The organism is Flavobacterium chilense (assembly GCF_001602525.1).
GTDB classification, from domain to species: Bacteria; Bacteroidota; Bacteroidia; order Flavobacteriales; family Flavobacteriaceae; genus Flavobacterium; species Flavobacterium chilense.
In genome coordinates this window covers 539,661-554,975 of sequence record NZ_LSYT01000002.1, presented here as the reverse complement: position 1 = coordinate 554,975, position 15,315 = coordinate 539,661, and the positions used below count along the sequence as shown (strand labels likewise).

11 protein-coding genes are annotated in these 15,315 nt (G+C 35.2%); 4 read left to right on the top strand and 7 right to left on the bottom strand.

Features of this window, described 5'->3' with window-relative positions; translation table 11 throughout:
• Positions 1 to 156: 156 nt before the first annotated feature.
• The 7 genes from A4F88_RS07505 to A4F88_RS07475 all read right to left on the bottom strand — a co-directional run bounded on the left by A4F88_RS07505 (position 157) and on the right by A4F88_RS07475 (position 11,259).
• Positions 157 to 438 carry a F0F1 ATP synthase subunit delta/epsilon gene (locus A4F88_RS07505; RefSeq protein ID WP_068841958.1) on the bottom strand — a complete coding sequence of 94 codons (282 nt, stop codon included), beginning with the start codon at positions 436 to 438 and terminating at the stop codon, positions 157 to 159.
• Positions 439 to 519: 81 nt separating this feature from the next.
• The gene (atpD, locus tag A4F88_RS07500) at positions 520 to 2,031 is read right to left on the bottom strand and encodes a F0F1 ATP synthase subunit beta (RefSeq protein WP_017495935.1); all 1,512 of its coding nucleotides are present in this window, start codon (positions 2,029 to 2,031) and stop codon (positions 520 to 522) included.
• 232 nt (positions 2,032 to 2,263) lie between these two features.
• Complete coding sequence (locus A4F88_RS07495) at positions 2,264 to 3,727, bottom strand: SGNH/GDSL hydrolase family protein (RefSeq protein ID WP_068841957.1); 1,464 nt, start codon at positions 3,725 to 3,727, stop codon at positions 2,264 to 2,266.
• A gap of 94 nt (positions 3,728 to 3,821) precedes the next feature.
• Positions 3,822 to 6,614 (bottom strand): TonB-dependent receptor, encoded by a 2,793-nt coding sequence (locus A4F88_RS07490; RefSeq protein WP_068841956.1) that lies wholly within the window; start codon positions 6,612 to 6,614, stop codon positions 3,822 to 3,824.
• 303 nt (positions 6,615 to 6,917) lie between these two features.
• The gene (gene glmS, locus A4F88_RS07485; RefSeq protein ID WP_068841955.1) at positions 6,918 to 8,768 is read right to left on the bottom strand and encodes a glutamine--fructose-6-phosphate transaminase (isomerizing); all 1,851 of its coding nucleotides are present in this window, start codon (positions 8,766 to 8,768) and stop codon (positions 6,918 to 6,920) included.
• Between the two features lie 10 nt (positions 8,769 to 8,778).
• Complete coding sequence (gene bamH / locus A4F88_RS07480) at positions 8,779 to 10,431, bottom strand: BamH family beta-barrel-assembly machinery protein (RefSeq protein WP_068841954.1); 1,653 nt, start codon at positions 10,429 to 10,431, stop codon at positions 8,779 to 8,781.
• A gap of 21 nt (positions 10,432 to 10,452) precedes the next feature.
• Positions 10,453 to 11,259, bottom strand: a complete 807-nt coding sequence (locus tag A4F88_RS07475) for a glycogen/starch synthase (RefSeq protein WP_068841953.1) — start codon at positions 11,257 to 11,259, stop codon at positions 10,453 to 10,455.
• A 78-nt stretch (positions 11,260 to 11,337) separates the two neighbouring features.
• Between A4F88_RS07475 and panC the strand changes: the two genes are divergently transcribed.
• From panC to radA, 4 genes are all read left to right on the top strand, one after another.
• A complete protein-coding gene (gene panC / locus A4F88_RS07470) occupies positions 11,338 to 12,216 on the top strand; it encodes a pantoate--beta-alanine ligase (protein WP_068841952.1) in 879 nt (292 codons plus the stop codon).
• 14 nt (positions 12,217 to 12,230) lie between these two features.
• The gene (panD, locus tag A4F88_RS07465) at positions 12,231 to 12,581 is read left to right on the top strand and encodes an aspartate 1-decarboxylase (protein ID WP_041520307.1); all 351 of its coding nucleotides are present in this window, start codon (positions 12,231 to 12,233) and stop codon (positions 12,579 to 12,581) included.
• Between the two features lie 199 nt (positions 12,582 to 12,780).
• Positions 12,781 to 13,935, top strand: coding sequence for an alpha/beta hydrolase (locus A4F88_RS07460; protein WP_068841951.1), 1,155 nt, complete (start codon positions 12,781 to 12,783; stop codon positions 13,933 to 13,935).
• Positions 13,935 to 15,296 carry a DNA repair protein RadA gene (radA, locus tag A4F88_RS07455; RefSeq protein WP_068841950.1) on the top strand — a complete coding sequence of 454 codons (1,362 nt, stop codon included), beginning with the start codon at positions 13,935 to 13,937 and terminating at the stop codon, positions 15,294 to 15,296. Before A4F88_RS07460 ends, radA begins: the two co-directional genes overlap by 1 nt.
• Positions 15,297 to 15,315 lie beyond the last annotated feature (19 nt).

The window sequence follows — 15,315 nt, the reverse complement described above, 5'->3', positions numbered from 1 at the left end:
TATCGCGCTGATAAAGCTTAACTACAAAAACTTACTGAGCTTTTATAAACGATCAATATTTTATAAAGAGATGTTAATACCCCAAATGTATATGATTTGTGGCAATAAAAAAAGCCAAACATTTCTGTTTGGCTTTTCATTTATTCTAAAATTGTCTTAGTCAACTAAAACAATTATTTTATTGTCTTTCATTTCGATAGTACCTGACGTGATCTCTAATGTATAAGTCTGGTCATTTACTTTCGTGAATTTGCTCGCTACATCTTTAGAAAAATTAAAACTTGGCGCTGCAATTTTAATAATTCCTTTTTCTAAAATAGAAACAATAGGAGCGTGATGATTCAATATTTGAAAGCTTCCATCAACTCCAGGCAATGTAACTGATGTTACTTCTCCTGAAAATAATTTTGCTTCTGGTGATACTATTTCTAAAATCATATTTTTTAAGTTAGAAGTTATTTGTTAAAAGTTAAAAGTTACAAAACAATAACCTTTAACTTCTAACTTTTAACTTTATTTTTATGCTTCAGCCAACATTTTTTCTCCAGCTTCGATAGCATCCTGGATTGAACCTTTCAAGTTGAAAGCTGCTTCAGGAAGATGATCTAACTCACCGTCGATAATCATGTTAAATCCTTTGATAGTATCTTTAATGTCAACCAATACTCCAGGAATACCTGTAAATTGTTCCGCTACGTGGAAAGGCTGAGATAAGAAACGTTGAACACGACGTGCTCTAGATACTGATAATTTATCTTCTTCAGATAATTCTTCCATACCAAGAATCGCGATAATATCCTGTAATTGCTTGTATTTTTGAAGAATTTCTTTTACTCTTTGTGCACAGTCATAATGCTCATTTCCTAAGATTTGAGGAGTTAAAATTCTTGAAGTAGAATCTAACGGGTCAACCGCTGGATAAATACCTAACTCAGCAATTTTACGAGATAATACTGTTGTAGCATCTAAGTGAGCAAACGTTGTTGCCGGTGCCGGGTCAGTTAAGTCATCCGCAGGAACGTAAACCGCCTGTACAGATGTAATAGATCCTTTGTTTGTAGATGTAATACGCTCTTGCATAGCTCCCATCTCTGTTGCCAAAGTTGGTTGGTATCCTACTGCAGAAGGCATACGTCCTAAAAGTGCTGATACCTCAGAACCTGCTTGTGTAAAACGGAAGATGTTATCAACGAAGAACAATACGTCTTTTCCTTGATCTGTTCCTGCTCCATCACGGAAATACTCAGCGATAGATAATCCTGAAAGTGCTACACGTGCACGAGCTCCAGGTGGCTCATTCATTTGTCCGAAAACGAAAGTAGCTTTAGACTCTCTCATTCCTGGCATATCTACTTTAGATAAATCCCATCCTCCATTTTCCATAGAGTGCATGAAATCATCACCATATTTAATAATTCCTGACTCTAACATCTCACGAAGTAAGTCATTTCCTTCACGTGTTCTTTCTCCTACTCCTGCGAATACTGAAAGTCCACCGTGACCTTTTGCGATATTGTTGATCAACTCCTGGATCAATACTGTTTTACCAACACCAGCACCACCAAACAATCCAATTTTACCTCCTTTTGCATAAGGCTCAATCAAATCGATTACTTTAATACCTGTGAATAAAACTTCTGATGAAGTTGATAAATCTTCAAACTTAGGAGCCTGTCTGTGAATAGGTAAACCATTTTCACCAGTTTTTGGCAATTCACCTAAACCATCAATCGCATCTCCAACAACATTAAATAATCTTCCATATACGTCTGGACCGATTGGCATTTGGATTGGATTTCCAGTTCCAACTACTTCATATCCTCTACTCAATCCATCAGTTGAGTCCATAGAAATGGTACGAACAGTGTTTTCACCAATGTGAGATTGCACTTCAAGAACTAATAAAGTTCCGTCTTTTTTAGTCACTTCTAGTGAATCATAAATTTTTGGAAGTTCAACATCTTTACCGTTGAAAACTACGTCTACTACTGGTCCAATGATTTGAGCAACTTTTCCTATTACTTTTGACATTACTTATGTATTTATTAAATAGCTATTTAGGTTTATCGAAAATACCTCTTTTTTCAGAGCGCAAAGATAATTTTTTAAAATATAAAATCAATTTTTTTTTATAAAAAATACTATTATTTTGTTTGATTCCTAAAAGTCAGGTCTCAAAAACCGAAAATAGCATTTTTTAACAAAAATAAAAAAAGCCACTACATTTTAGAAATGCGTGGCTTTTTACTAAAAAATTGGCTTACTATAACGTTCCTGGATATTGAATTGGATATAAAGCCAAATCAACATGACGCAATGTCGAACCGTATTTTGCGTTTATTGCATCTATAAAAATATTTGCAATTAGACCATATCCTCTTCCACTTGGATGAACTCCATCTAAAGAAAAAGCTCCTCCTGTAACATATGTAGATGACATGGTAAAATTACCAAATCTGTAACCACCACTTGATAATTGTGCCATAACAGCTTTTGTATCTACAAAAGCCAGGCCTTTTTCTGTAGCGATTGACTGAATCGCGGCATTGTAAGCATCTGTAGCTTTTTTTACTTCGGCAATTTCATCTTTTGTTAATACCCAGCTATCTGCTAATGGCACAGAAAGCCCATTCACTTTTGTTGGATCTCCGCCAACTGTAGTTCCAATAAATATTCTGGCCGACAAGACAACCAGATCTTCTTTGGTAGCTTGTCTGTAAGAAGGAAGCCCAAAACCTGAAAGATCTGTCAAGTAACTATCTACAACAACTACCGCATTAGCTCCTGCAACAAAATTAATCGTTCTTCTGTTTGCTTCGTCCTGACTTAATAGCTTATTAGCAACCATTTGTTTCAAACCTCCATTATAAACCGCATAACCAGCATTTAACTGAGTTGCCAACGCTGCAGTAAGTGTAGCAGGGTTGTAAGGAACGGTTGTAAAATAAGGCAATGCAGTTATATAAGGTAAATTTGCCACAACTCCTTTTGCACCATTTGCTGTTAAAGAAGTCACTAAACCTGAATATATATTTTTAAATACTGTTGGATCTGTAATATCATTACCGGAATAAGTCGCTGGATTCATATTTCCGGTTTGATCTTTTCCAACTCCTCCGGATGTAGCATAAGCTAAAACATCATTTCCTCCAATAAACAAAGAAAAGAAGGTTGGAGATTGCGATACAGCATCGGCCAAGACTGTTGTTGTTGGCGAACTTGAAAAGCGGGCAAAATAAGGATTTGCCGCTCCTGTTGCCACTCCGGCAACATTTCCATAACCTGGCGCTATCAAATGATAGGTTTTGGCTCCCGGCACTCCCAGATTTCCAAATGTACCGGTCAAATGCGAAGTAACTTCGGTAGTAGGTTTACCAGCAACATTAACCGGAGCTGATCCGTTAAAATATAAACGTGTTCCGGCAATTACATTTCCACCTAATAATAACCCTCCAATATTATCATTCATAAACGGAGTCGCAAAAGCTCCTCCACCGGCAGCTACAAATTGCTGCGCGAGTATATTGGTATACGATCCTTCCTGACCCTTTTTAAAAAGAGCATTGTCGCTATAACCTGCAGCAAAAGAGTCTCCCAGCGCTACATATTTTGTAAACACCGCAGACCCGGGAACAACCGGTACCTCTGCAGGCGTATCACTATCATCATTATTACATGCCATAAAGGTTAAAGAAACCAATAATAGCCATTTCATATTTTTTATCATCTTATTAAGTTTTAAAATTATTACTTCTTTCGATTTTTTGTTTTATATAAAAACTAAAAGAAAGAAACCTGTTTTCACCTAACCAATTTTATAATTATGGATTAATTGTCCAGGAAAGAAACCATTGCTGACCAATTGCTCCTGCTCCAATTACCTGAAGATAATCAGATCCAAAAAGATTTGTTGCCCCAACTTTAAAAACGGATTTTAGTTTTGGGAAAGCATAATTTATCTGAGCATCAAGAACGGTATTCTCCGGAATCATTCCGTCTCCAAAAGACGATTGCCATAAATACTCTGTATTCCATCTTACATTCACATTAAAACCTAAATTTTTAATCACTTTTGCATTTCCAAGAGAAGCTTTGATTCTGTGTTTTGGAGTATTAAATCCTGCCACAAAACTTGGATCATCTGCCTGGTTAAAATCAAATTGAGCGTAGTTATAATTCACACCTAATTCAAAATCTTTATATACTTTTTTAGACAAACCAACTCCAAAGCCTAATGAAGAAACCTGCGCTGTTGTGTTTGTATAAACCTGATACACTCTTCTGTCACCAAATGCTAATGCCTGGTAAGATTGTTGTACCGCAGGATTAGAAGAATCTGTTCCTACCGTTCCGTAGTAAGGAGATATTACTCTAGCAGTATTCATGAAATCATTATAAATATTATAATAAGCATTCAAGTCTATTGATAAATCGTTTTGAACTACTGAACGATATCCCACCTCAAAAGCCTGAACCTGTTCCGGCTTTACTAAACCTATATTAGCAACCTGAAGATCTGCCGGATTTGCTGAAGCAGCAAACGCCTGAACAGAAGCAACAGTATAAGCATTATGATAAGCATTTTGACCTGACATTCCTATTGTTGCAGGCTGACCCGCAATTGCCTGTCCTGCCGCACTTACATTTACTGTTTCTTTAAAACGATCTAAATTTTCAGGCGCAGAACCAATTAATGCAAATGGTCCTAAATCTAAACCAATATATTGATCTTGTGTTGTTGGGTTACGAAAACCTGTTTGATAAGACAATCTGAAGTTATGTCTTTTTGATTCACCTGCAGAATATACAAATGAAACTCTTGGAGAAATTTTTCCATCAAAGTTTTGGCTTTTATCATAACGTAAAGATCCCGTGAACTTTAATCTGTCTTCAAGAAACTTTTTAGTTAATTGACCATAAGCACCATATTCTCTATAACTAATTGGACCATCATAATCTGTAAAAATAGTTCCTTCAGAATTCATTATATATTCTCTCCAGGAACCACCAACCTGAATTTCTGCCCATTTTATCATATCTCTAAAGTTATAATTAACATCAGAGTGATATAATTTTGAATGGTCAATAAATTTAGCTCCCTGAGTTAAATCAGGATTTGAGAGCACTGTTGCCAATGCACTATTAAACTGAGCCGAGCCTGGTTCAAATCTTGCCTGACCTGTAGGTTTTGGAATAAACGAGATTTGCGCAGGAAGTATATTATAATCAGCAAAGTTTCTTGCAATAGCTGCAGATTCATTTGCATTTGTTCCCATCACAGCACCAGATAACTGATAAGCTGTAGCGTAATTGGTAAACCATTCCTGATCAGATTTTGCAGCTCTGTTTACGTTCCAGGCAGCAAATCTCATATCATAAGAATTTCCGGCATCTTCATCTGTAGCATAAAATCTTGCAAAAAAGTTTTTCCCTTTTACTTCGACTTTACCTTGTTGCATCATAAAATCTTTCAGTGCATATCTATTTGCTCCCTGATAAATCGTACTACCTAAACCTATTTTATATTGCAGAATAACTTCTGTATCATCAGCAAAAGGTCTGATGTGAGCAGAAAAATCTGCTTTTACGTTTTTAACTTTATTATCTGTCAAATCCTGTTCACGATATCCTGTTCTGCTTACTTGTCCAACATTTGGAATAAAAGTAGTAACCTCGTCACCATAGATATTTAATCCGTCATAATTTTGATTCATGGCATGACCAACAGAACCACCAGTCATACTTCTTGTATCGGCAGCAATCCATTCGGTTGCCTCCATATAGGTGAAGTTAGCTTTTAAAGCAAAGTGTTTTGTAAAAGCTTTTGCCGCTCTAATTCCAAAATCATTGTAATCATTTGTTCCGGCTGCTTTTTGACTAGTTTGTCCGTATTTGTAATAAACACTTATTCCTTCGTTTGTAAAAGGGCTTTTACTATTCATAAACATAATACCGTTAAAAGCATTTGCTCCATAAAGCGCAGAAGATGCACCAGGCAAAAGCTCAACATTGGCCACATCGATATCCGAAATACCTATTAAGTTTCCTAAAACAAAGTTCAATGCCGGTGATGAATTATCCATTCCGTCAACCAACTGCATAAAACGGGTATTGGCAACTGTAGCAAAACCACGAGTATTAATTGACTTAAATGAGATACTACTGGTATTGAAATTTACTTCTTTTAAGTTTTCTAAACCATCATAAAAAGTAGGAGCTGTTGTATTCCTGATTTCCTGAATTCCCATTCTTTCAATAGTAACTGGCGACTCAATTACTCTTTCAGGAGTTCTTGAAGCCGAAACTACTATTTCATCCAGCTTTGTTTCTTCGTCTTTTAAAACTACATCTATTTTTTGAGTTAAAGATGTAATGTTAATCGTTCTCGTTTCGAATCCTACTGCCGTCACCTTAATCGTAAAAGGCGGCTTAGAAGATGTGGTGAGTTTAAATGTCCCGTCAAAATCAGTAGAAACACCACTTGAGCCTCCTACAATTGTTACATTGGCACCAGGAATTGATTGTTTGTTACTATCGGTAACAGAACCCGTAATTGTATTCTGCGCAAAGGATATTCCGCTGAAAAACAACATAATTAGTAAATATACTCTCATTTAGGTTAATTTTTGGTTAGTTTATCTAGCCAAAATACAAATATTTTTAATATTAATAAAAAAATGTTAAAAAAAATTAATATTACACATCTTTTTAGCATCTATTTTAACTATTTGCTAATGAGTTTTATTAAATTAAAATCAATCATTAATCTTTTCGAAATATAATTACTATGCATACATATAATTTTATTTAAAAAAAATGAGGATTTAATAAAAATACAAGGGTCAGAAAAAAAATATGACAATAAAAAAAAGCGAGACCTAAATCTCGCTTTTTTAACATTTTTATATTTTAAAATATTACTCTACAGTAACAGATTTTGCCAGGTTACGTGGCTGATCGACATTACAACCTCTCATAACAGCAATATAGTAAGAAAGTAATTGCAATGGTATAGTTGTAATAAGTGGCGATAACGCATCTGAAGTTTCAGGAATTTCGATCACATAATCAGCTAATTCACGAACTTGTGTATCACCTTTGGTAACTACAGCAATGATTTTACCACTTCTGGATTTAATTTCCTGTATGTTACTTACAATTTTGTCATAATGACCTTGTTTAGGAGCAATTACAATAACAGGCATATGCTCATCAATTAAAGCAATGGGACCGTGTTTCATTTCAGCAGCCGGATAACCTTCTGCATGAATATAAGAGATCTCTTTAAGCTTCAAAGCACCTTCTAGTGCCACAGGGAAATTATATCCACGACCTAAATACAAGCAATTTGGCGCATCTTTAAAAGCAGCAGCAATTTCTTTTGCTCTGTCATTTGTTTCTAATGCTTCAGCAACTCTTTCCGGAATCAATTCTAATTCCTGCAAGTAAGCATGAAAATCAGGATTCGACAAAGTACCTTTAGCTTTCCCTAATCGTAAAGCGATCATGGTTAAAACAGTAATTTGTGTTGTAAACGCTTTAGTCGAAGCCACTCCAATTTCTGGCCCTGCATGTGTATAAGCTCCTGCATGGCTTTCTCTCGAAATAGAAGAACCTACTACATTACAAACTCCAAAAACAAAAGCACCATTTTCTTTTGCCAGTTTAATAGCCGCCATAGTATCTGCAGTTTCTCCAGATTGAGAAATTGCAATAACTACATCATTTTTATTAATGATTGGGTTTCTGTATCTAAATTCAGAAGCATATTCAACTTCAACCGGAATACGGGTAAACTCTTCAAAAATATATTCTGCTACTAAACCTGCGTGCCATGAAGTACCACAAGCTACAATTAAGATTCGCTGAGCGTTTAAGAACTTTTCAAGGTTATCCTCAACTCCAGCCATTTGAACTATCCCTTCATTAGCATGAAGTCTTCCTCTGTAAGTATCTTTTATAACACTTGGTTGCTCATAGATTTCTTTAAGCATAAAGTGATCATAACCTCCTTTTTCAATTTGCTCCAAATTCATCTGAAGCTGCTGAATATAAGGATTTACCAAAGAGTCGTCCTGAATTTTTCTAACTTTAAGAGGCTTATGCAATCTAATATTTGCCATTTCACCATCTTCAAGATAAATCGCATTTGAAGTGTACTCGATAAAAGGAGAAGCATCAGAAGCTATAAAGTATTCTCCTTCACCCACTCCAATCGCTAACGGGCTACCTAATCTTGCAGCTACAATTTCGTTTGGATTTTTTCTATCAAAAACCGCAATCGCATACGCTCCTACAACCTGATTTAAAGCAATCTGAACTGCTTTACCCAGTTTAATTCCTTCATTTTTCTGAACCTCTTCGATAAGATTTACTAAAACCTCAGTATCCGTATCAGACTTAAAAGTATAACCTCTTTTGATTAATTCTTCTTTAAGTGGCGCATAATTCTCAATGATTCCATTATGAATAATAACTAAATCTCCTGAATTAGAAAGATGCGGATGTGAGTTTACATCATTTGGCACTCCGTGGGTTGCCCAACGTGTATGTCCAATTCCTATAATTCCGTTTGTAGTTAAATTATCTTTTGCTTTTGCTTCAAGATCAGAAACTTTACCTTTTGTTTTACAGACTTTTACACCAGACTCATCATCATACAACATGACCCCGGCACTATCATATCCTCTGTACTCAAGCCGCTTTAACCCTTTTATAACAATAGGATAAGCCTCTCGATGACCGATATATCCAACAATTCCACACATATATTATTTATTAATTTGGTTTCGTGTAGTAAATTTCAAGTTGCAATTTTTTTCCGGCTGGAATATTTGAACTTGAAGACCCTCCGAATAATACTGTCCCTAACGGACTCATTACTGAAGCTCTTGGCACATCTGTAATAACGTCATTTTTAAGTTTTAATTTGCTTGAAGCTATAGTATTTATATCTCCTGTAACAACTAAACCTAATCTTACATTTTTTACAGTGGCATCTTTTATAATATTACGAATATGACTGGTTAACCTAATTTTATAAGTCGTACCTCGTTTAGTAGTAGCATCAACATTAATGATACCACTGTAAACAACCTTTGTCATTTTACTGTCAGTTGTTATACTAGAAGTTCCGTCTGATAAATAATCTGCAATTGGCAAATTATTATCAAGGTCATATAAATAAACCCGTTTTGGCTCCCAGGCTAAATTATCCGGGTTACTGCTAGGATTATAAGCCATTTTATCTGAATCAATAGAAAAAACTAAATTAGCTTCATTTACTAACCAGTTTTTAGTTCTTAATTCATTTAGCTTAGCTGCAAATCCGGTCAATTCGATCACAGCAAGCGACCCTTGGCCTCCTTTTAAGTAAAGCCTGTCATCTCCAGTTGTTTTATTTGGATTTTTTATAGCCGTATCAAAATCTGAAGTTCTGGAACCTTTTTGCAAACCAGCTGCAGCACCACCAGATAAATTAATCACCAGTGTCTTCTCTTCGGTTGTAGTATCAGGATCTGTTGTTACAGCCGTTTTTGCTTTATATTTGATCGTGATTACAGCACCAGTCTGGGCAAAATTTATTAATGCCATATTCACAGGATTACTACCTGATCGCTCTACTTTAAAATATAGTCCTCTGAAATATTCCTGAAAAATATCCGGAGAAGAAAGTTTTGAAGCATCGGCTTTAAGTATTTTATTCTGAAAATATGCTGTATTCAAATCCAATCGCATTTGAGGCGCCACGTAAGTGTATGTATATGTTTTTGTAGCGGCATTAGCATCAACTACAGTTGAATCTTTTCTTTGTGCTGCACTAAAAACAAATTCATCATTTTGTGACTTATCGCTGGAGTCATTTAATCTTGCTCCAATTTTGCTCGCATCAAAATTTATATCATCTGAATCCGGAGAATCCTGATTGGTATAATACAACTGAGGAAATTGTGACCCTCCGTTAATATAAGAACCGCGCATTTGAACACCTGATTCGTAAACACTCAGTTTAATTTTACCATTTTTTTTGTCTCCATATATAGAGTCCAAAGCATATACACTTCCGCCTTTTGGATCAGATGCAGTTACATGACTTAAATAAGGAACAGTTAATACTACACTTTCTATTTCAGGCGAATCACCTATAGTTGGCGCATAAGCACTCAAATTAACCTGAGTAACAAAACTTGAAGTAGTGCTTCCAAAAACCGGATTATCATAAATACCTAAGCCATATAGTGTCAGTCCATTTGACTGAACCGGAGTTACTTCCTGATTATAAGCTAAAACATCATATTTTTCAGACTCTAATCCAAAATGATCATCACCGATCAAACCATCACCAATCGCATTAAAATCTTTATCGCAAGAATACAAAAGAACAACTGTTGCGACTAATAGAATTTTCTTAATAAAAGAAGTATTATACATGTTTAATAATAAAGTTAATTTTTAAAGACCCATCGTTTTATAGAAATTTGTATACGCTTCAGCGAATGCATCTTTCCTGGCGAAAGGTAAAAAAGGTTTTCCTGAAGATTCTATAAATTTTGTTAAACTTGGAGATACATTTTCAGATGCTATTATCACGGCATCAGAATGTAAAACACTAGCCTTCATGATATTTTCGTAGTTAGGTGTTTCAAGATCAGCAACAGATTCATGCGGAACACCATCAAATTTCACCTTATTTATCATTTCTAAATCCAGATTTTCATCAAAAGACTGACCATAAACAGAGGTCACAATTTTAGTTTCAGAAAATAAAGCTTCGTTTTTATAGTAATGTTTCATGTAGATTGGTAACATTGCAGCTAACCAGCCATGAACGTGAATAATATCCGGAACCCAGTTTAGTTTTTTTACCGTTTCTACAACTCCTTTTGCAAAAAATATGGCTCTTTCATCATTATCAGGATACAGAACTCCCTCTTCGTCAGCAAAAGTTGCTTTACGCTTAAAGTATTCATCATTATCGATAAAGTAAACCTGAATTCTTTCTTTAGGAATCGAAGCAACCTTAATAATCAATGGCATATCTAAGTCATTCACTACCAAATTCATTCCTGAAAGTCTAATCACTTCGTGTAACTGGTGTCTTCTCTCGTTAATATTTCCGTATCTTGGCATGAAAATTCTTATCTGACCTCCCTGATCGTTAATCATTTTTGGAACGTCATAAGACATTAAAGAAACCTCATTTTCAGCCAAGTAAGGCACGACTTCAGATGATACATATAATATCCTCTTATCTTTCATAATAGTATTTTACTTAATTTTTGGTAATAAAAACGTTGCAAAATTACAAAAATTTATGCAGTTTATAACTAATATATTATGTTTGCACTAAATTTTAATAATACCGCCATGCATATTTTCTACGGTAAAGTAGCTTTGATAGCTTATTTGAAAACTATCAAAACTACAAATTCAACTATCGGATTTGTACCAACAATGGGCGCTTTACACCAAGGGCATTTGGCTTTAATGCAAAGATCACTTAAAGAAAACGACGATACAGTTGTAAGTATTTTCGTAAACCCAACTCAGTTTAACAACCCCGAAGATCTCGAGAAATATCCCCGAACATTAGAGGAGGATGTAAAGAAAATGAGAGGTTTAAGTGACAAAATGATTTTATATGCACCTTCTGTAGATGATATTTATGAAGGACATACAATTTCTCAATCTTTTGACTTTGACGGATTAGAGAATCAGATGGAGGGAAAATTCAGACCCGGACACTTTAACGGAGTCGGAACTATTGTAAAACGCCTGTTCGAAATTGTTACTCCAACCAATGCCTATTTTGGCGAAAAAGATTTTCAGCAATTGCAAATCGTTAAAAAAATGGTCGAAAAAAACCATTTACCTGTAAATATTGTTGGTTGCCCTATTTTTAGAGAAGACAATCAATTGGCGATGAGTTCCAGAAATGAACGCTTAACTCCGGAAGAAAGAAAAGAAGCTTCTATTATTTACAAAACCCTGACTGAAGCAAAAGAGATTTTTCAGACCAGCAGCCCTGAAGAGACGATCGAATTTGTTAAAAATTCATTCAAAGACAACAAAAAATTCGAGCTGGAATATTTTGTCATTGCTGACGAATCTACATTATTGCCTATAGATCATAAAAATAAAGACAAAAATTACCGTGCATTTATAGCGGTATTTGTTAATTCTATAAGGCTGATTGATACCATTTCATTAAATTAATTTACCTTTGCACCATGCAAATTCAAGTTATAAAATCAAAAATTCATCGAGTAAAAGTAACCGGAGCTGATTTAAATTATATTGGCAGCATTACTATTGATGAAACATTACTGGAAGCCTCAAATATTATTGAAGGCGAAAAAGTATCTATTGTAAACATTAATAATGGCGAACGTTTTGAAACTTACGCGATCAAAGGAGAAAAAAATTCAGGAGATATAACACTGAATGGACCTGCGGCAAGAAAAGTTCAAAAAGACGATATTATCATCATTATATCTTATGCAACCCTGGAATTTGAAGAAGCCAAAACCTTCAAGCCATGGATCATTTTCCCTAATGAAAACGATAATTCGCTAACTTAATCCTTCATTTACATTTTACTTTCCTTTTTATTTGTCAAAATTATTTTTGAACGAATCAGATTTGTTTTGCCTTAAATTAAAACAAATTATCCTATACTTTCAGTCCTTTTTTAAAATCCTACCACAATAAAAAAGCAAATAAAGTATTATATTGCTACACTATTTCAATACTTTTTAATTCACTGAAATGCCCCAACTCATGAAAAAAGTTTACCTACTCATTACTTTAATTTCTGTTTCTGTTTTCTCGCAGAAAAGATTCGACAACATCAAATCTGAAAAACTGGGAGAAGAACGAAGAATAACCATCGGACTTCCTGAATCTTACGAAGCCAATCCTGATAAAAAATATCCGGTTTTGTATTTACTGGATGGTGATTATCTGTTTGATCCTTTCTCCGGCGCTTTAAGTTACGGTGCTTATTGGGGAGATTTGCCGGAAGCAATTATTATTGGTGTTCATCAAAATAAAAATGATGAACGTGAAGACGACACAACAACTGATCAGAATACTGGACTTCCGTTTGAAAAAGGAGCAAACTTTTTTGAATTTATTGGTGCCGAATTGGTTCCCTACATCGAAAAAAAATATCGTACATCGCCTTTTAGAATTATTGCAGGTCATGACGTAACAGCAAGTTTTATCAATTTCTATTTATATAAAGAAAAACCTCTTTTTAATGCTTACATCTCTTTTAGTCCTGAGCTTGCCAATAAGATGGAAGTTCGAATTCCTGAAAAGTTCGCTAAATTAACAGAGCCTTTATTTTATTACTTATCTGTAGCAGACGGAGATAATAAAAAAATCAAAGAACCTATTGAAAAATTAGACAGTAATATTAAAATTGCTAATAATCCGTTAGTAAATTATAAATACGATTTGTTTAAAGGTACAACCCATTACACAGAAGTTTTACATGCTATTCCAAGTGCTTTATATCAAATATTTGAAGTTTACAGACCTATAAATTCTGCCGAATACAATAATAAGATTGCTGTTCTTGAAACAGGTTACGCAGATTATCTGGAAAACAAATACAATGTAATGTCTAAAGTTCTTGGAGTTCAGATTCCGGTAAGAATAAGCGATTTCAAAATTATAGAAACCCTTATCCTGAAAAAGAATGCCTATGACGAATTAGGCAAAATGGCTGAAATTGGAAATGTAAATTACCCTAAAGCGATGTTAGGCGAATACGAATTAGGATTGATGTACGAAAAAATGGGAGATCCAAAAAGAGCGTCAAAAAAATATCAAAACGCTTCGCAAATGGAGCCTATTGGAGATTTAAACAAAGATTTGATGTACGAGAAAATCGACCAGATGAAAACACTTGAAAAAACCAGTAAATAATGTCAAAAGTTAAAACTTCCTTTTTTTGTCAAAACTGCGGAACTCAATATGCCAAATGGCAGGGACAATGTAATGCCTGCAAAGAATGGAATACGATTGCCGAAGAAATCATTCAGAAACAAGAAAAGGTTGCCTGGAAAAGCGAACCCACTACAAGTGGTAAAGCACCACGCCCATTAAAAATTAACGAAATAGATTCTGCTCAGGAAATTCGAATGAATACTACTGACGGCGAGTTAAATCGTGTTTTGGGTGGTGGAATTGTTCCGGGATCTTTGACACTTTTGGGCGGTGAACCCGGAATTGGAAAAAGTACACTTTTGCTTCAGATCTCTCTAAAATTACCTTATAAAACCTTATATGTTTCCGGAGAAGAAAGCCAGAAACAAATTAAAATGCGCGCCGAAAGGATTACGCCAAACAGTGACAATTGTTATATCCTGACGGAAACTAAAACGCAAAACATCTTCAAGCAAATTGAAGCCATTCAGCCAGAAATTGTCATTATTGACTCTATCCAGACTTTACATACCGATTATATCGAATCAACAGCCGGAAGTATTTCTCAAATTAGAGAAACCACTGCCGAACTGATCAAATTCGCGAAAGAAACCAATATTCCGGTTATTTTGATTGGACATATTACGAAAGACGGAAATATCGCCGGACCAAAAATTCTGGAGCACATGGTCGATACTGTTTTACAATTTGAAGGCGACCGAAATCATGTGTACCGAATTCTGCGTTCTTTAAAAAACCGTTTTGGCTCAACTGCCGAATTGGGAATTTATGAAATGCTTGGAAGCGGCTTAAGAGAAGTTTCTAATCCGTCTGAAATATTGATTTCCCACAAAGACGAAGAAATGTCAGGAACTGCAATTGCCACAACCATGGAAGGCATGCGACCGCTGATGATCGAAATACAATCTCTGGTAAGTACCGCAGTTTACGGAACCCCACAACGAAGCACAACGGGTTATAATGCCAAAAGATTAAACATGATTTTGGCCGTTTTAGAAAAAAGAGCCGGTTTTCGTTTAGGTGCAAAGGATGTATTCCTGAATGTTACCGGAGGAATTTCTGTTGATGATCCGGCCATTGATTTAGCAGTTGTTGCCGCTATTTTATCTTCAAACGAAGATATTCCGGTTACAAAAGGTTTTTGTTTTGCCGGCGAAGTGGGACTTTCGGGAGAAATTCGTCCTGTAAACCGTGTAGATCAGCGTATTCAGGAAGCCGAGAAATTGGGCTTTACCACTATCTTTGTCTCTAAGTACAACAAAATTGCATTAAAAGATACCGGAATCAAGATTGAGCTTGTAGCCAAAATTGAAGATGTAGCAGGTATTCTTTTTGGATAATATTGTTCTAAATTTACTT